This window comes from Carnobacterium sp. (assembly GCF_040274425.1).
In genome coordinates this window covers 1-25,882 of sequence record NZ_JBEMBC010000036.1, presented here as the reverse complement: position 1 = coordinate 25,882, position 25,882 = coordinate 1, and the positions used below count along the sequence as shown (strand labels likewise).

The window sequence follows — 25,882 nt, the reverse complement described above, 5'->3', positions numbered from 1 at the left end:
GCTTACAGAGACCGTCGTCAAAAGAAACGTGATTTCCGTAAATTATGGATCGCTCGTATTAATGCAGCTGCTCGTTTGAACAACATGAGCTACAGCACTTTAATGCATGGTCTTAAATTAGCTGGAATTGAAGTTAACCGTAAAATGTTAGCTGATATTGCTGTTACAGATGCTCCTGCATTCACAGCGTTAGCTGAACAAGCTAAAACTGCAATCAACAACAAATAATAAATTAAATATTAATATAAAAAGCTCATTCACTTTCACACAGTGGATAAGCTTTTTTTGCTCAATTTAATACATTTGTCATAATTTTGCCATAAACGAAATGAATTGTTTAAATTGATACTGTTCTAGGGGAAACAGGAGATTGATTTGTTGTTTATATGAGTTTAAGATGATAAAAAAATTCTTTTATTACATTATTTTAATAATTTGTATTGAAATTGTGATAATAAGATGATAATATAATTTGAGTAAACTAATACTTAGTTAATGAATATTAGAAGAAAGAAATAGGGGGAAATAAAATGAATAGAAATAAATTAGTTAGCTTATTAGGTTTAACAGCTACATCAGCACTAGTTTTAGCAGCTTGTGGTGGCGGTAGCGATGGAGACACAGCAAGTACTGAAAGTTCAACTGCTGGTTCTTCTTCAGAAGAACAAGTACTTAATATTATTGAAAGTGCTGAATTGCCAAACATGGATTCTGCAAAATCAACAGATGTAGTAAGTGGTACTGTTTTAAACAATGTAAATGAAGGATTGTATCGTCAGAATCCAGATAATGAATTAGAATTAGCTATGGCTGCAGAAGAACCTGAAGTTAGTGAAGACGGCTTGACATACACGTTTAAAATTAGAGAAGATGCTGTTTGGTCCAATGGTGACCCTGTTACAGCAGACGATTTTATTTATGCTTGGGCTCGTTTAGCAACTCCTGAAACAGCTGCTGAGTACTCATATATGATTGATGGAGTCGTTAAAAATGCTTCTGCAATTTTAACTGGAGAAATGGAACCGTCAGAATTAGGCGCTACAGCTGTTGATGATAAAACATTAGAGGTACAATTAGAGAAAGCTGTTCCTTATTTCAAAGATTTATTAACACTTCCTATGTTTTTACCACAAAATGAAGCATTTGTAACAGAACAAGGCGATAAGTATGCAACAAATAGTGATACTGTACTTTATAATGGTCCTTTTGTCTTAGACGAATGGGATGGAACTGGCTTAAGCTGGGTATTGAATAAAAATGAAGATTACTGGGATAAAGACACTGTAGTGTTAGATACAATTAATGTTGACGTAGTTAAAGAAACTTCTACCGCAATCAACTTATATGATACAGGAGCAGTTGACCGTATTACGTTATCAGGTGAGTATGTTCAAACAAAACAAGGCGATCCTGAATTGAAAACTCAACCAACTTCATCTGTCTTTTACTTTAAATTTAATCAAGAACGTAATGGAGAAGAAACGCCTTTAGCTAATGAAAATATTCGTAAAGCAATTGCAATGTCATTTGACAAACAGGCCTTTGCAGATACAGTTCTTCAAAATGGTTCTATTCCAGCTAACGGCTTAGTTCCAGCTGAATTAGCTTCTGATCCAGCTTCAGGAGAAGATTTCCGTGAACAAAGCGGTGATCTATTAACTTTTGATGTTGAACAAGCCCAAGAATATTTCAAAAAAGGGTTAGAAGAATTAGGTGTGGATTCTATTAATTTAGAAATTTTAGGTGACGATACTGAAAATGCTAAAAAATCTTTAGAATTTATGCAAGCACAATTAACAAGTAATCTTCCTGGATTAGAAATCAGTCTAAGAAATGTACCATTTAAAGTTCGTTTAGATGCTGATACAAAACAAGATTATGATATTGAAATGGCTGGTTGGGGAGCTGACTATGGAGACCCAATTAACTTCCTAGAATTATTCCATTCAGAAAATGGAAATAATAAATCTAGCTACTCTAATGCTGATTACGATGCATTAGTTGAAAGTGCTCAAACGAATGTAACTGATTTAGAAGGTCGTTGGGAAGATATGTTAGAAGCTGAAAAAATCTTGATGGAAACAGGTGGGATTGCACCAATCTATCAACGTGCATATTCTGTTCTAGAAAAAGATTACCTTAAAGATTACACATCTCACTTAACAGGTGCAGAATACTCATATAAATGGGCTTCAATTGAAGGAAAAGAATAATTTTTATAAACAAAAAAGAGCAGATACTTTATCTGCTCTTTTTTGTGTTTATTATGTGAAAAGCATAATATTCCAATGAGAGTAGTCAGATACTCGTTTCTCTCTCTTTTAAATGATGATAAAATGAAGAAGTTATGAATATTTTATAATGAAATTTTATTATGATTCATTAGGAGGAAATTAAGTGGAAAAGAAAAAATATCTTCAGTTAATGGGGTTGTCGCTTGCTTCTGTTAGCTTACTAGCAGCTTGCGGTGGAGACAAAGAAGAGTCTGCAACTACAACTGGCAACGGAGAACAAGTATTAAATTTAATTGAGTCAGCTGAACTACCAACAATGGATTCAGTATTAGCAACTGATGCTGTTAGTTTCAATGTTATGAATAATGTTAATGAAGGGTTATACCGTCAAGGACCAGATGGTGAACTTGTACTCGGAATGGCAGCAGAAGAACCGGAAGTCAGCGAAGATGGATTGACTTATACATTTAAAATCAGAGAAGATGCTACATGGTCAAATGGAGACCCTGTAACAGCTAATGATTTTGTTTTTGCATGGAGACGCTTAACAACACCTGAAACGGCTGCAGAGTACTCTTATATGATTGATGGAGTAGTATTAAACGCAACTGCTGTTTTACAAGGTGAAATGGAACCATCTGAATTAGGAATAACAGCTGTGGATGATAAAACATTAGAAATTCAATTAGAAAAAGCTGTTCCTTATTTTGAAAGTTTGACAACATTGTCAATGTTCTTCCCACAAAATGAAGCTTATGTGACAGAACAAGGAGAAGCTTATGCTTCAGACAGTGATCATGTTCTTTACAACGGACCGTTTGTACTAGATGAATGGGATGGAACTGGCTTAAGCTGGGTAATGAACAAAAATGAAGATTACTGGGATGCAGAAACTGTCGAATTAGATGCAGTTAACATCGATGTTATTAAAGAAACGTCAACTGCTTTAAATTTATACGATACCGGTTCAATCGATCGTATGATATTATCTGGTGAGTACGTTCAAACACAACAAGGTAATCCTGACTTAAAAACTCAACCAACATCTACTGTAGCATACCTTAAATTTAACCAAGAACGTGCTGGAGAACAAACTGCTTTAGCTAATGAAAATATTCGTAAAGCAATTGCAATGGCTTTTGACAAACAAGCTTATGTAGATACTATTCTTCAAAATGGTTCTATCCCAGCAAACGGACTTGTTCCAGAAGCTTTAGCTGTTGATCCATCGACAGGTGAAGATTACCGTGAACAAAACGGAGACTTACTAAGTTTTGATAAAGTACAAGCTCAAGAATATTTTGAAAAAGGATTACAAGAATTGGGAGTAGATTCTTTAACATTAGAAATTTTAAGTGACGATACTGAAAATGCTAAAAAATCAATCGAATTTTTACAAGGGCAATTAACACAGAACTTGCCTGGTTTAGAAATTACATTGAGAAATGTACCTTTCAAAGTACGTCTAGATGCTAATAGCAATCAAGATTATGATATCCAATTGGCATTATGGGGAGCAGACTATGCTGATCCGATTAATTTCTTAGAGTTATTCCAATCAGAAAATGGGAACAATAAATCTGGATACAACAATGCTGATTACGATGAACTAATTGAAAGTGCTCAAACGAATGTAACGGATTTAGAATCACGCTGGCAAGATATGCTTGACGCAGAAAAAGTATTAATGGATGATGCTGGTATTGCACCAATCTATCAAAGAGCTTACGCAGTTTTAGAAAAGGATTATGTACAAGATTTTACAACTTATTTAGTTGGAGCAGAATGGTCGCTTAAATGGACTTCTACAACAAAATAATTTATGTTTAAAATTTAGTATTCCAAAAAGAGGGATGGAGCTGAGACATACTTGTCACAGTTTCATCCCTCTTTTATTTATATATTACTAGAAGAATACTTAATTCTCAAAACGGTATATGAAGAAAACTTTTTTTTGAAAAAAACAGTGGTATAATAAAATGAATAAATTAAATGGAGGTATATATAATGGAAGAAAAAGAGTTACAGATGTTAAAGGAATTGACCGATGCAAAAGGGATTGCAGGAAATGAAGGTCAAGTAACAGATGTTTTTGTGAAATATGCTAAAAGCAATGCTGATTCTATTAGTTATGATGGGTTAGGTAGTGTAATCGCTAAAAGTGTAGGCGATAAAACGGGCCCTAAAGTGTTATTTGCTGGACACTTAGATGAAGTAGGATTTATGGTAACTAAAATCACTGATGAAGGGTTTCTTAAGTTCCAAACAATTGGCGGCTGGTGGGCACAAGTCATGTTGGCTCAACAAGTTGAAATTACGACAGCAAAAAATAAAGTTATCCACGGGGTTATTGGATGTAAACCACCACATGTTTTAACGGCAGAAGTAAGAAATAAAGCCTATGACGTTCAAGAAATGTTTATTGATATCGGAGCCTCTTCAAAAGAAGAAGCAGCAGAATGGGGAGTTAAACCAGGTGATATGGTAACACCTTATACAGAATTCAGACGTTTAAATGGATCAAAATTCATTTTAGCTAAAGCTTGGGATAACCGTATTGGAACTGCTGTTACTTTAAAGGTACTGGAAAACTTAAAGGCTGAAGGCCATCCAAACAAAGCTTTTGCAGTCGGAAATGTACAAGAAGAAGTTGGATTGCGAGGCGCAAAAACAGCCACTCATTTAGTTGATCCAGATATTGCATTTGCACTTGATACTGGTACAGCAGGAGACACTCCGGGCATGACTGAAAAAGAAGCGGACTCTAAATTAGGAAAAGGTCCTCAAATCATTATTTTTGATGCTTCTATGGTAGCACATAAGGGATTACGTGATTTTGTCATTAATGTTGCTGAAGAATTAAATATTCCATTTCAATATACTGTCATAGCAGGTGGTGGTACGGATGCTGGAAGTCAACATGTAAGTAAGAATGGTATTCCAGCTTTAGCTATTACTGTAGCCACACGTTACTTGCATTCACATACATCTATAATTCATGAAGATGATTATTTAAATACTGTGAAATTAGTTACTGAAGTTGTTAAACGATTAGACAGTACTACAGTTGAAAAAATCAAATACAATAATTAAGAATTAAAGAAGTAATAAAGAGCTATATTGTGTAAAGAAAATTTTTTATACAATATGGCTTTTTAGTTAGCTCATTTATGAAAAAATAATGAATTTTTGACTAATCTTTTATAGATAAGCTAGAATATCATTCCCTTTTAGTAAAATAACAAGTAAAATGAAAGTAATTGAGTCGATATGAAAGGGGGGAAATAGATGAAAAGAGCCAAAAAAAGAATTGCAGTAATTGGTGGAGGTATAACTGGATTAGTTACTGCATATCGAATCAAACAGCAAATCATAAAAGAAAACCTACCTTTTGAACTTATTGTATTAGAGTCTTCTTTAAAAGTAGGAGGTAAAATACAAACCATAAAAGTAGGCGAAAATTATTTTGATTTAGGAGCTGAATCAATTGATATTCGATATCCCGAAGCAATGGAACTAATCAATGAATTAGGTCTAAGTGATCAGTTAGTTTACAGCAAAGGAAATAAACCGGATATCTTTTTTTATAATAAGTTACATAGTCTTAACTATCCAACTTATAAAGGTATTCCAGTAAGGAAAATGGATATTTGGAAAAATGATTTGCTAACTTTCCATGGGAAAATGGCTAGTTTCAAAGATAATATATTTCCCTTAAAACCCTTAGATAAAGATATTGAAATGAGTACGTACTTGAAAAATAGGTTTGGAGAAGAATTAACGGAACACATTGTAGAACCTTTTTTCTCAAAAATCTATGCTAGCGATTTAGATGAAATGGGCATCAAATCTTCCAAAGAAGTTATTTATTCACTAGAACAAAAATATGGAAGTCTTTCAAAAGGGATTAAACATCATCCAGAATTACTAGATGGATCTGGTAATTATGTTACCTTTAAAAAAGGATTATCTGTTTTAACAGATAAACTAATTGAAATTTTGGAACCACATATTCAGACAAGCAAGAAAGTTTCTGAAATTAAAGAAAATCTCGAAGGAACCTACATTATAGATATTAATCGAAAAGAACAAATGCGTGTTGGTGCTGTGTGTATTGCCACTCCAGTAACGGAGTATTCCAAATTACTAAATAACGAGACCTTCGGACAAGTTTTTGATCAAGTTGAAACAGCATCAATTGGGTATATCTTATTTAAATTTAAAAAAGATGCTATAAAAAATGAGCCTGAAGGTTTTGGCGTAGTCACTCCTAGAAGAAGTGATTCTTTTGTAACTTCCATTGTTATTTTAAATAAAAAGTGGGATTTTCTTAAAGATGAAGAATCTGTTTTTGTTGGTGTAAGTTTTGGTCGAAAAGGAGAGGATCTACTCGTCTCTTTAAGTAACAACGAAATAGAAGACTCTATATTAAAAGATTTAGAAATGATACTTGGAATTACTGAAAAACCAATAGATCAAATAGTAAAACGATGGCCTGATGCTATACCTCAATACACTGTGTCTCAAGAAGGAAAAATCAAAGAAATTATTGAATTATTATCTCTTAATTATCCTGGAATTTATATTTCTGGAATAGGATTAGAAGGTTTTGGTATCAACCAATGTATTGGTCAAGCAAATAAAACAAGTAAGAAAATAGTTGCACACATTAAAAAACAGAATTGTATTTAATGTAAAGCAAGATAGTTTACAACAAAATAAAAAGACTCTTTTTAGAAGTAAAAAGGTCTTTTTTATTTTAAACTTCCTAATCTTGGTGTAAGGTATGATAGAGAATAGATTGAAAAGAGAGGGGAGTAAAAAAATGAAATTGACAATATTGGGCTTTTGGGGTGGATACCCTACCAAAAACTCCGGTACAAGTTCTTATTTGTTAGAAGCTGACAATTTTCAATTATTGATTGATGTAGGAAGTGCTTCGTTAATTGCTCTAGAAAACCATGCAGATTTATTAAAGTTAGATGCAGTTCTTTTGTCTCATTATCATTATGACCATATAGCTGATTTAGGAGTTTTACAATTTACACGGCAGTTAAAACGTACAAAAAATGATTTAGAAAGAGCTCCTTTACTTCCAATATATGGACACCAAGGAGACAGTGAGAATTTTAATCGATTAACTATGGATCTCGTGAGTGAAGGAATTGCCTATCAAGAAGCTGAGACATTATATATTGGCCCATTTGAAATACAATTTATGAAAACTTTACATCCTGTAGAATGTTATGCAATGAGAATTGTTGAAACAAAAACTGGTAAAACACTTATTTATACAGCTGATTCCGGTTATTTACCTGGATTTATTCCCTTTAGTAAAGATGCAGATGTATTACTGGCCGATACAAATTTTTTCAACGGCATGGAAAATCATCGCGTGCATATGACAGCATCTGAAGTAGGCAAAATTGCAAAAGAAGCAGGTATAAAAAAACTTATTTTAACTCACTTGCCTCAAGAAGGGGATTTAGAACTATTAAAAGCTCAAGCAATTAATGAAACTCCAGAAACGGAAGTTATACTTGCTGAAAAAGATTTGATAATAGAAATTTAAATTTCTGTGCTAGAATACTGCTAAAAAAGTGAAATGAGGAAAGCCAAATGTATTATGTTAAAAATGTTCGTAACGGAAAAGAAATAACAGATCCAGCACTTAATCTAGCAATTGAGTACCACTTGTTAAATAATGTAATGTTAGATGAACCAATATTGCTTTTTTATATTAATGAACCTTCTATTATAATTGGAAGAAATCAAAATACAATCGAAGAAATCAACACAGAATATGTAGAAAAAAATAATATTCATATTGTTCGCCGCTTTTCAGGAGGCGGAGCTGTCTATCATGATTTTGGCGTATTCTGTTTCTGTTTTATTACCCAAGACGATGGAAATTCATTTCGTGACTTTGGTAAATTTACAGAACCTATTATCGATTCTTTACACAAAATGGGTGTTGAAGGAGCTAAACTGGAAGGCAGAAATGATTTATTGATTAATGGACAAAAATTTTCTGGAAATGCAATGTATTCTAAAAATGGCCGTATGACTGCCCATGGAACAATCATGTTTGATAGTGATATTGAAGAAGTAGTGAGTGCTCTAAAAGTTAGAAAAGATAAAATTGAATCCAAAGGTATTAAATCAATCAGAAGCCGAGTAACAAATATTAAGCCATATTTATCTGATGATTATCAATTTTTAAGTACAAAGGAATTCCGTGATCGTTTATTATTAAATATTTTTGATGTAGACAATGCTGAAGACATTAAAGAATATAAATTATCAGATGATGATTGGAAAAAGATTGAAGAACTTTCTGAAATGTATTTTAATAATTGGGAGTGGAATTATGGGAAATCTCCTAAATTTGAGTTAGTTCGTCGTCATCGTTTCTCTATTGGTTCTGTAGAATTTAAAATGAACGTAGACAAAGGGTATATTCAAGATATTCGTATTTTTGGTGATTTCTTTGGATTAGGAGATATTTCAGATGTTGAAGAAAAATTAAACGGTGTTAAATATGATGCGTATGCTATAAGCGAAGTGCTAGACGACATAGATATAAAAAAATATTTTGGGAATATTACAAAAGATGAGCTAGTACATTTGATCTACTAAAAAAAGCTGAAACGATTAAATTAATTTTTAATCGTTTCGGCTTTTTTTAGTATCTTCTTTTTCTTCCTAATCCAATAGCGTTTCGCATTTTAATAAGTGTTTTATCAGCCACATTACGTGCTTTAATGGCACCCTCATCTAAGATTAAATCTAATTCATTCGAGTTGATTAATTCATCGTGTTTCAGCTGAATCGGTTCTAATACAGAAACGATAGCTTCACCAAGTTCTTCTTTGAATTGACCATAACCACTATCTTTATAACGATCCACTAGCTCTGGAATGCTGAAGTTTGTGAATGAAGCATAAATCGCTAATAAATTTGAAATACCAGGTTTATTTTCGGGATCATATTCAATGATTCCGCTTGAATCAGTAACCGCACTTTTGATCTTTTTACGAATAACAGAAGGTTCATCTAACATTGAGATAAAACCTTTTTTATTTGTATCAGATTTACTCATTTTTTTCAAAGGGTCTTGTAGGCTCATGATACGGCCGCCAGATTCTGGAATTTTCACTTCAGGCATAGTAAGTAACTGATTTCCATTGCCATATTTAGAATTAAAACGTGTAACAAAGTCTCTTGTCAATTCTAAATGTTGTTTTTGATCTGCGCCAACGGGTACTAAGTTTGATTGGTAAAGAATGATATCTGCAACCATTAATGGAGGATAAGTTAACAACCCAGCCGATACACCTGCACGATTATTTTTTGCAGATTTATCTTTAAATTGAGTCATCCGTTCTAATTCACCTAAATTTGTGTTGCATTGTACGATCCAGCCAGCTTCAGCATGGGCAGAAACTTCTGATTGAATAAAAATAATAGCTTTAGAAGGATCTAATCCTATTGCTAAGTATAAAGCAGCAAGACTTTTGGTTTGTTGTCTAAGTTTTAGTGGTTCTTGTTGTACAGTAATGGCATGTTCATCCACGATACAAAAGTAACTTGTATAACTATCTTGTAGGTCTATAAATTGTTTCATTGCACCAATGTAATTCCCTATAGTTGGTGTACCACTAGGCTGAATACCTGAAAAAATTGTTTCCATAATTAAAACACTCCTTAACACTAAGTATATTAGTATTATTATACGTTATTTTTTGAGAGATGAAAGAATTAGTTAAACGAAAGGACTAAATAGTTATCTCTCAAAGAGATAAAAAGCAATTAAAGTAAGGATACAGACGAGTAATAAACCTGAACCTACTTTTAAGTAGAAAGAAAAACCATTACCAACTACTTTTGAAAGGGGCTTTACATGAAATTCATCATCAGAATGACGGCCTTTACGAATGTTAAAAGCAACCTTTCTCATACTAAAATGAAAAAAATCGAAAAAACCTGAGGATAAAGAAGCACCGAACAAGCCAATAATGAGAAAAAAGGATGCTCCATAAAAGGTAATATTCGTAGTATGATAAAATGAAATTTCTTTATACATAATTAATTCTAAAAGTACGCATAATACAATGACTATCATAAAGACACGTATAGGTGTAAATTTTTGTTTCACTTAAGTTCCTCCTAGGAAGTATAAAAATAAAGTAGTTCTATATCTATTATATAGGAATACTATGAAAAATGTATGACTAAATTAGAAATGCTTATATGTGAAACCGGTATAAAAGTAACTCGTTTTCTATCTATTTTCTAATCTTATTCTAATTTTAACTCTTATTATTATAGCTAACTTCAAAAAAGTTTTGCAATATTGCTTTTGACAAGCTATTCTATATAGTATATTCTTTTTTGTAGGAGAATTAAAAATTAAATTGTTGGAGGTGCTATAATCGATGAAAAGTTATGCGAAATTTTTAGGAAAACGTGTATTATACATGTTATTGACATTATTTTTAATTGCATCGATTACTTTCTTCTTAATGAAGCTTTTACCAGGTACTCCATATAGTAACCAGGATAAACTTTCAGAAGAACAAATCTATATTATGAATGAACAATATGGATTGAACGAACCGGTGCCGGTTCAGTATTTAGTATATATCGGAGGATTACTTCAAGGAGATTTAGGAGTTTCATTCCAATTTAGCAATACTCCAGTAACAAAACTGTTATCTACGCGTGTAGGGCCGTCCTTACAGCTAGGTATTCAAGCCGTTGCATTAGGGACAATATTAGGTATTGTCTTAGGTGTAATAGCGGCGATGTATCAAAACACTTGGATTGATACACTTGCGACTTTTTCGGCAATTTTAGGTAGATCTATTCCTAACTTTGTAATTGCTGTTCTGTTGCAGCTAATTTTTGGTGTATATCTACAATGGTTCCCAATCGCTTTATGGGATGGAGGATTCAGTTCATCTGTTCTTCCTACGTTAGCGTTAGCCATATCACCATTAGCAGATTCAGCTCGTTTTATCAGAACAGAAATGGTAGATGTATTAAGTAGTGATTACGTCGAATTGGCAAGAGCGAAAGGTTTAAGTAGATGGACAGTTGCCTTTAAACATGGTGTCCGTAATGCTTTAATTCCGTTAGTGACAATCTTAGGACCAATGGCTGTTGGTTTAATGACCGGTTCAATGGTTGTAGAAAATATCTATGCTATACCTGGTATTGGTGAACAATTTGTTAAGTCGATCATGACGAATGATTACCCAACTATCATGGGTGTAACCATTCTTTATTCTGCTATGCTTGTATTTATTATTTTAGTTGTAGATATTTTATACGGAGTAATTGATCCGCGTATTCGTGTTTCTAATGAAGGAGGGGACAAATAATGCATAATCAAGAAAATACTCCTATTGCAGATGAATTAAAGAATCTGTCTCCTGATATGTTTGCTCCAGCTGGTGAGTCAAGTGTTGAAGACAACGAAAAAATTGCAGCACCTTCATTAAGCTTTATCCAAGATTCATGGAGAAGATTGAAAAAAAATAAGGCAGCCGTTGTTAGTCTGATTGTTCTGATAATTATGATTATTCTTACAATTGCAGCTCCTATTGTTGCACCGTATGATCCAAATGTTCAAACAGTTGAGTATGCAAGTTTACCACCTAAAATCAAAGGTATCGATATTGATGGATTAAATGGTACTCAAAAAGTTGGAGAAACACGCGTAGATAAATATGCTGAAAAGGGTGTTCCTGAAGATCAATATTATATTTTAGGTACGGATAGTTTAGGACGTGATTTACTTTCACGTATTCTTTATGGTACACGTGTATCTTTACTTATTGCTTTTGTTGCAGCACTTTTTGACTTAACTATAGGTGTAACGTATGGTTTAGTTTCAGGATGGTGTGGCGGAAGAATTGATAACTTTATGCAACGTTTGTTAGAAATTTTATCTGGGGTTCCTAACTTAGTTGTAGTTATTTTAATGTTATTGGTTTTAGATCCAGGTATTACGTCTATTATTATTGCTTTAGCAATTACTGGATGGATTTCGATGGCCAGGGTAGTCAGAGCACAAACATTAAAATTAAAAAATCAAGAATATATTTTAGCTGCCCGTACACTGGGTGAATCACCAATTAAAATTGCATTTAAACATTTAATTCCAAACTTATCTGGTGTTATCATTATTCAAACAATGTTCTCAATTCCGTCTGCTATTTTCTTCGAAGCATTCTTGAGTTTCATTGGTATTGGTATTCCAGCACCAACAGCATCTTTAGGAACATTAATCAACGATGGATATAAAACATTCCGCTTCTTACCTCACTTGATGTGGTATCCAGCAGCTGTTATCTGTGTATTGATGATTTCATTTAACTTGTTAGCTGATGGTTTGCGTGATGCATTTGATCCAAAAATGAAAGATTAGTGAGGTGAAAAACGAATGAGCAATGTATTAGAAGTTAAAGATTTAGAAATCACATTCGACACCTATGCTGGTAAAGTAAAAGCTATCCGCGGTGTCAGTTTTGATTTAAAAAAAGGTGAAACATTAGCAATCGTAGGAGAATCCGGTTCTGGAAAATCTGTTACAACCCGAAGCATTATGCGTTTATTATCGCAAAATGCTAATGTTGAAAAAGGCGAAATCCTATTTAATGGGAATGATCTCATTAAAAAGACTGAAAAAGAAATGCAAGGAATCCGTGGTAAAGAAATTGCTATGATTTTTCAAGATCCTATGACATCCCTTAACCCAACAATGACGATCGGTAAGCAAATTGCTGAACCTATTCGCTTACACCAAAAGTTGAATAAAGAGGATGCGAATAAACGTGCTTTAGAATTATTGAACCTAGTAGGATTACCTGATGCTGAAAGACGTATGAAACAATACCCGCATCAATTCTCTGGTGGACAACGTCAACGTATCGTTATTGCTATTGCACTTGCTTGTAACCCTGAAGTATTGATTGCTGATGAGCCAACAACAGCTTTAGATGTAACGATTCAAGCTCAAATTTTAGATTTGATGAAAGAATTACAAAAGAAAATTGCTACATCTATTATTTTTATTACACATGACTTAGGCGTAGTAGCTAATGTAGCTGATCGTGTTGCAGTAATGTATGCTGGTAAAATTGTAGAAATTGGTACTGTGGATGAAATTTTTTATAACCCACAACACCCTTATACATGGGGCTTGATCAGTTCTATGCCTACATTAGAAATTACTGAAACGTTATATGCAATTCCTGGAACTCCTCCAGATTTATTGGATCCTCCTAAGGGAGATGCATTTGCTCCTCGTAATGAATTTGCGATGAAAATTGATACCGAATTAGAACCACCACATTTTAAAATTTCTGAGACGCATTCAGCGGCAACATGGTTGTTGCATCCTGATGCTCCAGCAGTAGAGCCACCGTTAGAAATTAAAGCACGTCATAAAATCTATGAAGAAAAATTTGCTCCACTTCATGCGCCTAAAAAGGCTGCTAAGACTGAAGTCAAAGGAGGAGTAAACTAACATGGAAAATAGAGAAAAGATTTTAGAAGTTAAAGGATTGAAACAATACTTTAATAAAGGAACAAAGAATGAAGTTCGTGCGGTAGATGACGTTACTTTTGATATCTATAAAGGTGAAACTTTTGGTTTAGTTGGTGAATCTGGTTCAGGTAAATCAACAACTGGACGTTCAATCATTCGTTTATATGATCCAACAGACGGAGAAATTGACTTTGAAGGTACTAAAGTTCATGATATATCTGGTAAAAAAGATATGTTGAAATTTAGAAGAGAAATGCAAATGATCTTCCAAGATCCTTATGCGTCTTTAAATCCAAAAATGAAAGTTCGTGATATCATTGCAGAAGGTATTGATATCCATGGACTAGCTAGTTCTACTGAAGATAGAAACAACCAAGTAGACGCGTTATTGAAAACAGTTGGGCTAAATCCAGACCATGCATCACGTTATCCGCATGAATTTTCAGGTGGACAACGTCAACGTATTGGGATTGCTAGAGCTCTTGCTGTTAAACCTAAATTTATTATTGCTGATGAACCAATTTCTGCATTGGATGTTTCCATCCAAGCTCAAGTTGTTAACTTATTGATGGAATTGCAAAAAACACAAAACTTAACGTTCTTGTTTATTGCCCACGATTTATCAATGGTTAAATACATTAGTGATCGTATTGGAGTAATGAATACAGGTAAGTTACTTGAATTAGCTCCTGCTGATGAAGTATACAATACACCGTTGCATCCTTATACTGAAAGTTTATTATCTGCTGTACCTTTACCTGACCCTGAATATGAACGTAATCGTGTACGTACTCCGTATATTCCTCGTGAATCAAATGGAGAACCAGAAGAATTACGTGAAATTACTCCTGGTCACTACGTTTACTGTAGAGAATCTGATATAGCTGCTTTAAAAGAAAAGAAAGCAAGTTATAAAAAATAAACCAATTAAAAAGCTTTAGATTAGAGAAAAAACTCTAATCTAAAGCTTTTTTTGTTTATCTTCAATTGATATAAATAAGATTGGTAAAATCTGTCAAGGGAATGAGAATAAAAATAAATGATCATTTAATAAAATAATGTTTGTTTTTAAACAAAATATTATTTGTAATAAATTCTTATTTACATTAATTATCATTATGCCTAACTAGTTTTAAATGCCTATATATAAAGGTTTTCAACTCTTTGAAAATAATTAACAAAAAAAATTACATTGTAAAAACAACGTAATTTTTTTAAAAGTGACAAAAAAATGACAAAAAGGGGTAGTAATTTTAAAATGAATGTTTTATAATGTTCTTGTAAGGCATTTCATAGTTTCATTAAAAATCCTCAATTTTTTTGAACGATCTATTATGATTAAAAAAGGAGAGAATAACCTATGGTAACTTTATATACTTCGCCTAGTTGTACGTCATGTCGTAAAGCCAGAGCATGGTTAGAAGAAAACAATATTACTTATACTGAAAGAAATATATTTTCAGAGCCATTAACAATTGGTGAAATCAAATCGATTTTAAGAATGACAGAAGACGGTACAGAAGAAATTATCTCAACTCGTTCTAAAGTATTTCAAGAATTGAATGTTGATTTAGATGATTTACCCTTAAATGAATTATTTGATTTAATTCAAGACAATCCTGGACTTTTACGTCGACCAATTATGGTAGACGAAAAAAGATTGCAAGTTGGATATAACGAAGATGAGATTCGCCGCTTCTTACCTCGTGAAGTAAGAGCGCTTGAATTGAAACAAGCTCAACTAATAGTTGGATATTAATAATAATGTTAAAACTACTCATCATAATGGTGTTGTAGTTTTTTTTTTGACACTTTTAACTTTACATTTTATTTATTTCCTTTAGAATGGTTATATAGATTATTCATACATTAACATTGTGTTAATTATGAAGAAGAGAAATGGGGTGTAGGATTATGGAAATGGAACATATTAATGAAAACACCATCCGAGTTTTAATCGAAAGTGCTGATTTGGAAGAAAGAGGCGTAACATTTTTAGACCTTTTAGGAAACCATAAACAAATTGAAAATTTCTTTTATAGTATTCTGGAAGAAGTGGATGTAGACGAACAGTTCCATGAATCAGATGCCATTACATTCCAAGTATTACCAAATGGAAATGGATTAGAATTGTTTATTAGTAAAGGTGGTCCCTTAAATGATCAATTAGACTTTTCCTCAGCTTCTGAAGATCTTAATTCAGATGAATTCTCTCAGTATATTAAAAAACAAATGATACAAAATGCAGAAAAATCTGATAATAAAACTGATGAGTATGTAAGCCACACTGAAGATGAAACGAAAGAAATCGTTTTGAAATTTAATGAATTTGAAGATATGATTGAATTATCAAAAATGATGCATTTAGATAATGCTGTAACTAATTTGTTTCTTTACAAAGACATTTACTATTTGAATTTAATATTTTTTATTGATGAATTGACTGAAAGAAGTGCTGATGAAGAAATAGCACTTGCGTTAGAGTTTGCTGATAAAACGCCTGTTACTCAAGGGATTTTAGAAGAACATGGTAAATTGATTATGGAAAAAAATGCACTCGAATTAACACGTCATTACTTTAAATAAAAGTTTAATATGTAAGAGGCTGGGATAAAAATCCAAGCCTCTTTTTTTTTTGGCAAAAATAGGCTTTTCTTTTTTTCTTTGCGGATAGTTAAGATGTTAGAAGAAAGGAGCTTAAATAATGCTAGTAGCAGTGAATGCGCATAACCAACATGTATACGCTTTAGATGAACAAAAGAATACTCATCAAAAATTCTATTGTCCTCAATGTAATGAACCAGTTTTTCTGAAAAAAGGCTTGATTAAACAAGCTCATTTTACACATTTTAAAAATAGTAACTGTGCAATTTTTTCAGAAGGCGAGACAGAGGAACATGTTCTTGGTAAGAGTCTCCTTTACCAATGGTTCACACAGCAAGATATTCCTTGCCAACTCGAAGCTTACCTACCAAATTTAAAACAGCGACCAGATTTATTAATTTGGTTAGATGAACAAACACCTATAGCGATAGAATTTCAATGTAGTGCGCTTTCTGCTCAGAGAATGATAGAAAGAACATCAGGATATAATGAAAACGGGTACAAAGTTTATTGGATTTTAGGCCATAATTATCATTTGAAAGATAAGATAACCAAATTTCAAAGATTATTTGTTAACGAACATAAAGCATTAGGGTGTTATTTTTTAGAATTACATGTAAATCTAAAAAAATTAACCATTCATTATCAAATTTGCGAAGATGGACATTCATCTCGTATTGCTTGTCATTACTATCAATTTAAGTTAACTAAAAAAGAAACTAACATGAAAAAGATAATCCAACAATTAGATTTTCCCTCACTAAATTATATAGTGGAACCAAAAAAAAGGCTCGTTCAGGAACATTATTTTTTAAATAAAGGGAGAAATTATCAAGTGCCAGAGATAGTTTCTTTTCAGAAGCATATATATAAATGTGGAGATTCTTTGATTTCACTGCCATTAGAAGTCTACTTACCTGTAAGAGGCCAATTAGTTATTAAATCACTTCCTTATTTTTGGAAATATATCTTTTTGGAATGGATTATGAATAAAAGTATTGGAGATGTTATCACTAAAAAAGATTTTATGAATAAAGTAAAATATATGATAAAAAATGAGGAGATTGTTTTTCATGTAATGCCTCTTATTTCAAATAAATATAAAATAAAGTGTCTCGAAAACTATATGGCCCTCCTAAATGAAAGAGGCATACTAGTAATGGTATCGAACTCTGAATGGATCGTGCAAAGAAAGCCTACACGGTTTAAAAATGAAAAGGAAAAAATAGACCAACTTTCTATTTTTGATCAACTATTTGAAAGTTGACTCGTAAGGAAAATAAGTGAATGAAATTGTCTTTATTTTAAAATAGTTTATGGTAAGATTAAAGATAAGTAAATTTCAAGGGGGTTTTTTAATGAGCGAGTCAAAAAAATTACCAAAAAGAAACGAAGTACCGAGTGAATGGACATGGGATTTAGAAGTTGTTTTTAAGTCAGATGACGATTTTACTCTTTCTTATAAAGAATTAGAAACAAAAGTTAAGACTGTTGTGTCTTACAAAGGTACACTAAATGAAGGATCAAAAAGTTTCTTAAAAGCTATTCAAGCTATTTTGGACTTATCGAATCAATTAGAAACAATATACGTGTATGCTCAATTAAAGAACGATCAAGATACAACTAATTCAACGTATCAAGGCATGTATGAACAAGCTACTAAATTAGCAACACAAGCAAGTGAAGCTATTTCGTGGTTTGAACCGGAAGTATTAGAATTATCTGAAGAAACTTTGGCGCGCTATTTTAATGAAAACGATGACTTAGCTATCTACAAACATTTTATTGATCAATTAACAGCTGCTAGAAAGCATGTACTTAGCGCTAATGAAGAAGCTTTATTAGCAGGTGCTGGAGAAATCTTTAATGCTTCAAGCCGAACTTTTAACATATTGAATAATGCAGATATTACTTTTCCAACTATTAAAGATGAAAATGGAAATGATATCCAATTGTCACATGGAGTTTATGGACAGTTAATGGAAAGTACTGACCGCTCTGTTCGTGAAGCTGCTTTTAAAAATCTTTATAAAGTATATGATGGATTGCAAAATACTTTTTCAAGTACCCTTTCTTCTCATGTTAAATACCACAATTACAATGCAAAAGTACACCATTATGACTCTGCACGAGAGAAAGCATTAAGCAGTAACCATATTCCGGAATCTGTTTATGATACATTGCTTGATGTCGTACATGAGCATTTGCCTTTGCTGCATCGCTATGTTGCTTTAAGAAAAGAACTTTTAAATGTAGAAGAGCTTCATATGTATGATATGTACACACCTATTAGTGGTGAGGCTGGGATTAAATATACTTATGAAGAAGCTGAAGTAGAAACAATGAAAGCCTTAAAACCGCTTGGAGAAGAGTATTTATCTGTGTTGAAGAAGGCTTTCAACAATCGATGGATTGATGTTATGGAAAATGAAGGGAAAAGAAGTGGAGCATACTCTTCAGGTGCTTATGAAACAAGTCCTTATATTCTTTTAAATTGGCATGATTCTCTTAATCATTTATATACTCTCGTTCATGAATTAGGGCACAGCGTTCACAGTTACTACACTCGGACAAATCAGCCTTATGTATATGGAGATTATTCCATTTTCTTAGCAGAGATAGCTTCTACTACAAATGAAAATATTTTAACAGATTATTTATTGGAAACTCAAAAAGATCCAAAAGTTAGAGCTTATGTACTAAATCATTATTTAGATGGATTCAAAGGAACGATCTTCAGACAAACACAGTTTGCTGAATTTGAACATTTTATTCATGAAGAGGCAGAAAAGGGTACACCTTTAACTAGCGAATTTTTAAATAACTACTATGGTGAACTTAATGCGCGTTACTATGGCCCAGATGTTGAAAAAGATCCTGAAATAGCTTTAGAATGGACCAGAATACCACATTTTTACTATAATTATTATGTTTACCAATATTCAACAGGCTTTTCAGCTGCTACAGCTCTAGCAGATAAAATTGTTAAAGGTGAAGATAGAGCTTTAGATAACTATTTAACCTATTTAAAATCTGGAAATAGTGATTATCCTATCGAAGTAATGAAAAAAGCTGGAGTAGACATGACAGAGAAAACGTATATAGAAGATGCTATGAAAGTATTTGAAACAAGGTTAAACGAGTTAGAAGAATTGATTGAAACATTAAAAGATTAAACTCAACGAACTAAAAATGAGATTGGTTAGAAATTTCTGCAACAAAAAAACGTTCATTTGCGAAAATTGCAATGAATGTTTTTTTGACTTTATAGAAGTTATCAAGAAGCTTTTTGGCTCAATACCTTTATTTCAATTTATCTGTTTACCTTTTGCCCAACTTAGAGGGACCACATCAAAAATGAAATCAGTCTTCCAGGAACATAAGAAAATAAAGTTGAGGATAACCTTTTTCCTTTATTCAACTATGTATATTAAAATAGATCAAACAAAAGAGTGTGAGACATTTTTTCGTCTCACACTCTTTTGTTTGATTGAATGAAATAACATATACCTATTCTAAAGGACTTGGAAAGAAGCTTTATTAATGGCACGAATACCTTCTTTGGCAATCATTTGGTTTCTAGCTTCAACAATCATTGGATTTGGGTTGTGTAGAGCTTGAAGTAATTCAACTGTAATTCCTTCATCAATTAATAAACCATGTTCTTTGTGTTGATCACTGAATAGCACACAAGAAGGAGTATTATAAGCATTCATTTCACGGGCAATTTTTTGATCTGCTTCAAAAGAACTTTTTGTGAATTCTAAGTCTTTATCTTCAAGGAACATAGGAATGTCTAATTTAGCTTTTTTAGCTGCTTCTAAAACAAGTTTTTCTGAGAAAAACTGTTTTTCTTCAATAAGTGCATGTTGCAATTCTAATAGAAAGTTGCGACCTTTTTTCTTTCCTTGCATAGTTGCAGCTGAATAATAAAGACAAATATCATAAGTCATTGAGCAAACATCATTACGAAAAGCTAAATCATTTTTTGGCAAGTTATTGGTAGAAAGATAGTTATTAATCGTACTTAAATTATGAACAGGAATAAAGTTAACACGAATTTTACTAGTAGATTTTTCAATGAATTGTAAAACTTCTTTTTCAGAGTTCAAACAGTTAGGGTCAATTGGGTTAATAAACAAATAAATTTCAAGCATTTCATTATAAGTAGATTCATTTTTAGTATGCATAGTTGAGAACATTTATCTTCACCTTAGTCTTAGTATTTTTTTATTCTATATATAGTGCATAAGCAATCTGTTTTGCTAACAAATATACTTTATCAAAAATGACTAAAAAAATATAATAAAGGATCTTGCTTTTGAATAAAAATTAGTACGATTTGTAACAAAGTCGCCACATTTCATTTGAAACCCTTTAATACTACTGTTTATTGAGTGGTCTAATCTTCAATTTTTCGCTTATTCTTTTAAAATGGTTCAATTTTAAACTCTGTTTAAAAATTATATACTGGTGTTGAACTAATTTTTTCGCCGTACTTCATATTTAATTAAGTGTAAAATTTTTTTCAATTATTCGTTATATGATTTCAATCTTAGGCTATTTCTTCTTTCTTAATAAATATGTTAAAATATAGTCATATAGCACTTTTAAAGTGCGAAATCTTAAGCTTCTAAAAGAGGGTATAAAAGATGGATCAAAATTGGGAAGAATTTTTAACACCTTATAATCAAGCAGTTGAAGAATTAAAAGTAAAATTAAAAGGTATGCGCAAGGAATTTAGTAAAGGTAATTTACATATTCCAATTGAATTTGTTACTGGAAGAGTAAAACCAGTTAATAGTATTATTGAAAAAGCTGCACTACGAAATATCCCTCTCGATAAATTAGAAATAGAAATGCAAGACATAGCCGGATTAAGGATTATGTGTCAATTTGTAGAGGATATTCACGAAGTAGTTAGACTTTTAAGAAATAGAAACGATATGAAAATTATTGAAGAACGAGACTATATAACGAACAAAAAGGAAAGTGGTTACCGGTCTTATCATATTGTATTCGAATATCCGGTCCAACTTATTAATGGGGAAAAAAGGATTCTTGGTGAAATACAAGTACGTACTTTAGCTATGAACTTTTGGGCAACGATTGAACATTCATTGAACTATAAGTATCAAGGTGAATTTCCAGATGCCATTAATGTTCGTTTAAAACGAGCAGCAGAAGCCGCTTTTCAATTAGATGAAGAAATGTCACAAATTAGAGAAGAAATACAAGAGGCGCAGCATTTATTTTCTAATAGTAAGAGAGCGACGGTCGAGAAAACGCAAAAAGACTGATAGGATTAGATTCTTGAATGAGTTTTTTTAAAAGCGTATTGGTTGAGGCTGTTGCAGCAACATGTTTAAATAAAAAAGGAAGGGGAGGACAAATTTGAGAATAGCTGTAGTTAACAATAACGTAGAGCAATCTTTAAAGTTGGCCGAACAGTTTCGAATACTGTGTTTGCAAAATAATCTTTTGCTAGATGATAAAAACCCAGATGTCGTTGTAACAATCGGTGGAGATGGAACCTTGTTATCTGCTTTTCATAGATATGCCCACATGCTGGATCAAGTACGATTTGTAGGAGTCCATACAGGCCATTTAGGTTTTTATACTGATTGGCGAGATTATGAATTAGAAGATTTAATCATAAGTTTGCTTCATGATGAAGGTGAAAGTGTAAGTTATCCTTTACTTGATGTTAAAGTAACTTATCAAGGACAAAAAGAGTCTTCTCATTTTTTGTCTTTGAATGAATCTACGATGAAACGTATAGATGGAACGATGGTTTGTGATGTCTTCATAAAAGATGAGTTATTTGAACGGTTTAGGGGTGATGGAATGTGTATTTCAACACCTACAGGTTCAACAGGGTACAATAAGTCTGTGGGAGGTGCGGTCATTCATCCTAGATTAGAAGCTCTGCAATTAACCGAAATTGCGCCCATTAATAATCGCGTTTTTCGCATTTTAGGCTCACCGTTAATCGTAGCACGAGATGAATGGATCAGAATTAAACCACTTACAACAGAAGGATTTGTTTTAACAATTGATCAATTGACGTCTTCTGAGAAAAATATTACAGAATTAAATTATTGCATTGCGAAAGAACGCATTCACTTTGCTCGATACAGACATACTCATTTCTGGAGTCGGGTTGAAGATGCTTTTATTGGAGCGAAGAAAAATTATGAAGTTTAGTTGGACATATGAATTGCCAACTAGTTTACAAGTGAAGTCATTTTTAAAAACAAAAGGCATATCACGTAGTTTACTAGCAAAAATAAAGTTTCAAGGTGGGAAAATTGAAGTCAATGAAACGGAAGTAACTGTACGTTACCTTTTAAAAGATAAAGATACTGTACAAATTACGATTCCAGATGAAGCACCTCATGAAACAACCATTCCTGTCGATATTCCTATTGATATCGTATATGAAGACGAGCACTATTTAGTTGTAAATAAACCTTATGGAGTTGCGTCAGTGCCTTCCCAAGTTCATCCGGAAGGTACAATGGCTAATCGAGTTAAAGGGTATTACGTGCGTCAAGGATACGCTAATCAAGTTATTCATATTGTAACGAGACTTGATCGTGATACGACTGGCTTAATGCTATTTGCCAAACATGGATACGCACATGCGTTAATAGATATCCAATTAAGAGCAAAAGAAATTGAAAAGAAATATATCGCTCTTATTATGGGTCAACTAAAAAAAGCTGACCATGGATTTATTGATGCCCCAATTGCTCGTACGACTGATTCAATTATTACAAGAAGAGCTCATTCTTCTGGAAAAGAAGCTTTAACAGAGTATTGGGTTAAAGAATCATTTCCGGAAGCTACTTTAGTCGATATTCAGTTGCATACTGGAAGAACGCATCAAATCAGGGTCCATTTTGCTCATATAGGTCATCCATTAATGGGAGATGATCTATATGGCGGATCCAAAAACAATTGGGTAGTAAGGCAAGCGTTGCATTGTAGAGCATTAAAATTTTTTCATCCGTTTACTAATGAAAAAATAAGCCTCAAACTTGAAAACCCTAAAGACATGGCTCAATGGCTACATCAGCATAAACAGCAAGAGATCAATAGTTAATGAAATGAATTGGAAAGGGGTGTAGCCCTTGAAAGAGGAACAAATTGAATTTGAAGAACAAATAAAACAATTAAAAGAGTATCTAGATGCTGAGGACATCAATCAATTTAGAGACCACTTTTTAGAATTACATGTGTATGAACAAAGTCAGGTTTATTTATCTTTATCAGATGATGAACGATTAAGAGGATATAATTTTCTTTCTCCTAAAGAAATGGCAGATATGTTTGAGATTCTTGAGGAAGAGGAAGAATCAGTTGAAAAGTATCTGGAAGAAATGAATCCTCAATATGCTGCAGATATGTTAAGCGAAATGTACCGAGATAATGCTGTAGATATGTTGAATCAATTAGACCCTGCTACCATTAAAAAATATTTGAGTTTAATGCCAGCAGAAGATGCGGATGGCATTAGAAGATTATTGAAATATGAAGACGATACTGCTGGTTCTATCATGACTACTGAGTATATTTCAATTTTTGCTAATCAAACTATAAAATCAGCGATGTCAATTTTAAAAAGAAAAGCACCAGAAGCTGAAACCATTTATTATGTATACGTTGTGGACTCAAATAGAAGATTAGTGGGAGTTATTTCATTAAGAGACTTAATTGTTCATGAAGATGATGAAATGATTTTCGATATTATGGGCGATCGGTTAGTATCAGTAAATGTTAATGATGATCAAAGAGATGTTGCTCGTACGATACAAGATTATGACTTTTTAGCTATTCCAGTTGTGGATAATGAAGAAAGATTAATTGGTATTATTACGGTAGATGATATTATTGATGTAATTAATGATGAAGCAGCCAGCGATTACTCTGGTTTAGCTGGAGTCGATGTTGAAGAGAAATCTGAGAATCCCTTTGTTGTGGCTTCAAAAAGACTTCCATGGTTGATCATTTTATTATTCCTAGGTATTGGAACATCTACTTTGATTAGTAATTTTGAAGAAATGATCAGCGAAGCAAGTATTTTAGCAGTTTTTATTTCGCTGATAACAGGAACTGCGGGGAACGCAGGAACTCAATCACTTGCTGTAGCTGTTAGGAAATTAGCGGATAACGATGAAAATAAAAGGAACTTTGGGAAACTCATTTTAAGCGAAATTTCATCAGGATTGATTACCGGTGTCGTAACAGGTGTTACTATTTTCTTAGCAGTAGGAATTTGGCAACAAAATTTTGTTTTGGGATTAGTCATAGGTATAGCGATGTTAGCAGCTATAACGATTGCTAATCTTGCTGGAAGCTTTATTCCTATCTTAATGGAAAAAATAGGATTTGACCCTGCAGTTGCAAGTGGTCCATTTATTACAACACTTACAGATTTAACTAGTGTCTTAATTTACTTTAATATAGCTGCATTATTTATGAATTACCTAACTTAAATTTATTAGTAACTAAAATGGCGCGTACAACTAAAATATATGTGCAAGAGTAAAGGATGACAGGCAGTGCCAAAAAGAAAAAAAAAGATGACTAAAAAACAAAAAGAACAACGAACAAAGTTGATTTCTACTGGAATCATACTTTTGTTTGTTTTTTCGATTGGCTTATTTCTGGGTGAAAATAAAAATAGTGAGCTTTCTTTAAAGGAAAGAATAACTATTTTTATGGAAGAAACAGCTGGTCTTTTTAATTCTGAGGATCCAGAACCAGCTGAGACAGAGAATCAAGAAACAACCATTCGTTTTTTAGATGCTAATCAAGGATCAGCAACACTTATTCAATCGAAAGACGGTACAAACATTTTAATTGATAGTGGACGCTATGAAGACAAAGATAAAAAAATTATTCAACAACTGGACCAATACGTTGGTACAGGCGGTAAAATTGATTTGCTGATTTTTACACATAACGATTCAGATCATATTGGTTATGGAGATCTTATTCTTAATTATTATAATGTAAAAGAAGTCTGGATGAATGGGAACGACGCTACAAGTAAAATTTATGAACGGGTACTAGATGCCATAGATGAAAGTAATGCCTTATATGCAGAACCGAAAGCTGGAGAAAAACATCAAGTAGGTCCTTTTAAAATTGATGTGTTGAACCCTACTGATCCATCAGATAATGATCAAAATGACGATTCTATTGTAACTAAAATTACAGTTAATCAAGTTAGCGGGCTTTTTAGTGGAGATGCTTCTCAAAGTATAGAAAAGGCTATTATAGATACAGGTATTGATCTAGCAGCTGATTTTATCTTAATGGGACATCACGGATCGGACACAAGTACTAGTGAAGAATGGATCCAAGCAAGCCAACCAGATCTTGCTCTATTTTCAGCAGGTGCAAATAACAGTTATGGACATCCCGGTAAAGACGCAATTGGTCGTTTAAAAAGATATAATATTCCAGTCTATGGAAC

At 32.7% G+C, this 25,882-nt stretch carries 23 protein-coding genes; 20 read left to right on the top strand and 3 right to left on the bottom strand.

Annotated features, from left to right (window positions below; translation table 11 throughout):
- From rplT to lplA, 7 genes are all read left to right on the top strand, one after another.
- Positions 1 to 228, top strand: a 228-nt coding sequence (gene rplT, locus ABS911_RS08435; protein WP_350467218.1) for a 50S ribosomal protein L20, incomplete at its 5' end; no start/stop codon positions are given.
- 302 nt (positions 229 to 530) lie between these two features.
- Positions 531 to 2,213 (top strand): peptide ABC transporter substrate-binding protein, encoded by a 1,683-nt coding sequence (locus ABS911_RS08430; protein WP_023177299.1) that lies wholly within the window; start codon positions 531 to 533, stop codon positions 2,211 to 2,213.
- A 184-nt stretch (positions 2,214 to 2,397) separates the two neighbouring features.
- Positions 2,398 to 4,053, top strand: a complete 1,656-nt coding sequence (locus ABS911_RS08425) for a peptide ABC transporter substrate-binding protein (RefSeq protein ID WP_350467217.1) — start codon at positions 2,398 to 2,400, stop codon at positions 4,051 to 4,053.
- A 188-nt stretch (positions 4,054 to 4,241) separates the two neighbouring features.
- A complete protein-coding gene (locus ABS911_RS08420) occupies positions 4,242 to 5,327 on the top strand; it encodes a M42 family metallopeptidase (RefSeq protein ID WP_034538498.1) in 1,086 nt (361 codons plus the stop codon).
- A 195-nt stretch (positions 5,328 to 5,522) separates the two neighbouring features.
- Positions 5,523 to 6,926, top strand: coding sequence for a protoporphyrinogen oxidase (hemG, locus tag ABS911_RS08415; RefSeq protein WP_350467216.1), 1,404 nt, complete (start codon positions 5,523 to 5,525; stop codon positions 6,924 to 6,926).
- 133 nt (positions 6,927 to 7,059) lie between these two features.
- On the top strand, positions 7,060 to 7,806 hold the full coding sequence (locus ABS911_RS08410) for an MBL fold metallo-hydrolase (protein WP_023177305.1): 747 nt from the start codon (positions 7,060 to 7,062) through the stop codon (positions 7,804 to 7,806).
- A 47-nt stretch (positions 7,807 to 7,853) separates the two neighbouring features.
- Positions 7,854 to 8,873 carry a lipoate--protein ligase gene (gene lplA / locus ABS911_RS08405; RefSeq protein ID WP_023177307.1) on the top strand — a complete coding sequence of 340 codons (1,020 nt, stop codon included), beginning with the start codon at positions 7,854 to 7,856 and terminating at the stop codon, positions 8,871 to 8,873.
- Between the two features lie 46 nt (positions 8,874 to 8,919).
- Here the strand turns inward: lplA and trpS are convergent, their stop codons facing one another.
- Both trpS and ABS911_RS08395 read right to left on the bottom strand, forming a co-directional pair.
- Positions 8,920 to 9,927: a tryptophan--tRNA ligase gene (trpS, locus tag ABS911_RS08400; RefSeq protein ID WP_034538501.1), complete on the bottom strand. Its 1,008-nt coding sequence runs from the start codon at positions 9,925 to 9,927 to the stop codon at positions 8,920 to 8,922.
- A 93-nt stretch (positions 9,928 to 10,020) separates the two neighbouring features.
- The gene (locus ABS911_RS08395; protein ID WP_051932783.1) at positions 10,021 to 10,392 is read right to left on the bottom strand and encodes a DUF3899 domain-containing protein; all 372 of its coding nucleotides are present in this window, start codon (positions 10,390 to 10,392) and stop codon (positions 10,021 to 10,023) included.
- A 280-nt stretch (positions 10,393 to 10,672) separates the two neighbouring features.
- On the opposite strand from ABS911_RS08395, the gene opp3b reads away from it, so the two are divergent.
- From opp3b to pepF, 8 genes are all read left to right on the top strand, one after another.
- Positions 10,673 to 11,620, top strand: a complete 948-nt coding sequence (gene opp3b, locus ABS911_RS08390; RefSeq protein WP_023177312.1) for an oligopeptide ABC transporter permease — start codon at positions 10,673 to 10,675, stop codon at positions 11,618 to 11,620.
- Positions 11,620 to 12,669, top strand: a complete 1,050-nt coding sequence (opp3C, locus tag ABS911_RS08385; RefSeq protein ID WP_463063301.1) for an oligopeptide ABC transporter permease — start codon at positions 11,620 to 11,622, stop codon at positions 12,667 to 12,669. Before opp3b ends, opp3C begins: the two co-directional genes overlap by 1 nt.
- 15 nt (positions 12,670 to 12,684) lie before the next feature.
- Positions 12,685 to 13,770: an ABC transporter ATP-binding protein gene (locus ABS911_RS08380; RefSeq protein WP_034538503.1), complete on the top strand. Its 1,086-nt coding sequence runs from the start codon at positions 12,685 to 12,687 to the stop codon at positions 13,768 to 13,770.
- A gap of 1 nt (position 13,771) precedes the next feature.
- On the top strand, positions 13,772 to 14,713 hold the full coding sequence (locus ABS911_RS08375) for an ABC transporter ATP-binding protein (protein ID WP_034538504.1): 942 nt from the start codon (positions 13,772 to 13,774) through the stop codon (positions 14,711 to 14,713).
- A 438-nt stretch (positions 14,714 to 15,151) separates the two neighbouring features.
- The gene (spxA, locus tag ABS911_RS08370; RefSeq protein WP_023177319.1) at positions 15,152 to 15,550 is read left to right on the top strand and encodes a transcriptional regulator SpxA; all 399 of its coding nucleotides are present in this window, start codon (positions 15,152 to 15,154) and stop codon (positions 15,548 to 15,550) included.
- Positions 15,551 to 15,705: 155 nt separating this feature from the next.
- Complete coding sequence (locus tag ABS911_RS08365; protein WP_023177321.1) at positions 15,706 to 16,377, top strand: adaptor protein MecA; 672 nt, start codon at positions 15,706 to 15,708, stop codon at positions 16,375 to 16,377.
- A 118-nt stretch (positions 16,378 to 16,495) separates the two neighbouring features.
- A complete protein-coding gene (locus ABS911_RS08360) occupies positions 16,496 to 17,662 on the top strand; it encodes a competence protein CoiA (RefSeq protein ID WP_051932785.1) in 1,167 nt (388 codons plus the stop codon).
- A 91-nt stretch (positions 17,663 to 17,753) separates the two neighbouring features.
- On the top strand, positions 17,754 to 19,571 hold the full coding sequence (gene pepF / locus ABS911_RS08355; RefSeq protein ID WP_350467215.1) for an oligoendopeptidase F: 1,818 nt from the start codon (positions 17,754 to 17,756) through the stop codon (positions 19,569 to 19,571).
- A 339-nt stretch (positions 19,572 to 19,910) separates the two neighbouring features.
- On the opposite strand, the gene ABS911_RS08350 is transcribed toward pepF, so the two are convergent.
- On the bottom strand, positions 19,911 to 20,597 hold the full coding sequence (locus tag ABS911_RS08350) for a DsbA family protein (protein ID WP_034538510.1): 687 nt from the start codon (positions 20,595 to 20,597) through the stop codon (positions 19,911 to 19,913).
- 450 nt (positions 20,598 to 21,047) lie between these two features.
- Here ABS911_RS08350 and yjbM point away from each other — a divergent pair, with 450 nt between their 5' ends.
- From yjbM to ABS911_RS08325, 5 genes are all read left to right on the top strand, one after another.
- The gene (yjbM, locus tag ABS911_RS08345; protein WP_023177328.1) at positions 21,048 to 21,695 is read left to right on the top strand and encodes a GTP diphosphokinase; all 648 of its coding nucleotides are present in this window, start codon (positions 21,048 to 21,050) and stop codon (positions 21,693 to 21,695) included.
- A gap of 94 nt (positions 21,696 to 21,789) precedes the next feature.
- On the top strand, positions 21,790 to 22,602 hold the full coding sequence (locus ABS911_RS08340; RefSeq protein WP_350467214.1) for an NAD kinase: 813 nt from the start codon (positions 21,790 to 21,792) through the stop codon (positions 22,600 to 22,602).
- Positions 22,592 to 23,503, top strand: a complete 912-nt coding sequence (locus ABS911_RS08335; protein ID WP_350467213.1) for an RluA family pseudouridine synthase — start codon at positions 22,592 to 22,594, stop codon at positions 23,501 to 23,503. The genes ABS911_RS08340 and ABS911_RS08335 overlap by 11 nt, the downstream gene beginning before the upstream one ends.
- 28 nt (positions 23,504 to 23,531) lie before the next feature.
- On the top strand, positions 23,532 to 24,896 hold the full coding sequence (gene mgtE / locus ABS911_RS08330) for a magnesium transporter (RefSeq protein ID WP_434088466.1): 1,365 nt from the start codon (positions 23,532 to 23,534) through the stop codon (positions 24,894 to 24,896).
- Positions 24,897 to 24,962: 66 nt separating this feature from the next.
- Positions 24,963 to 25,882, top strand: a 920-nt coding sequence (locus tag ABS911_RS08325; RefSeq protein WP_350467212.1) for a ComEC/Rec2 family competence protein, incomplete at its 3' end; no start/stop codon positions are given.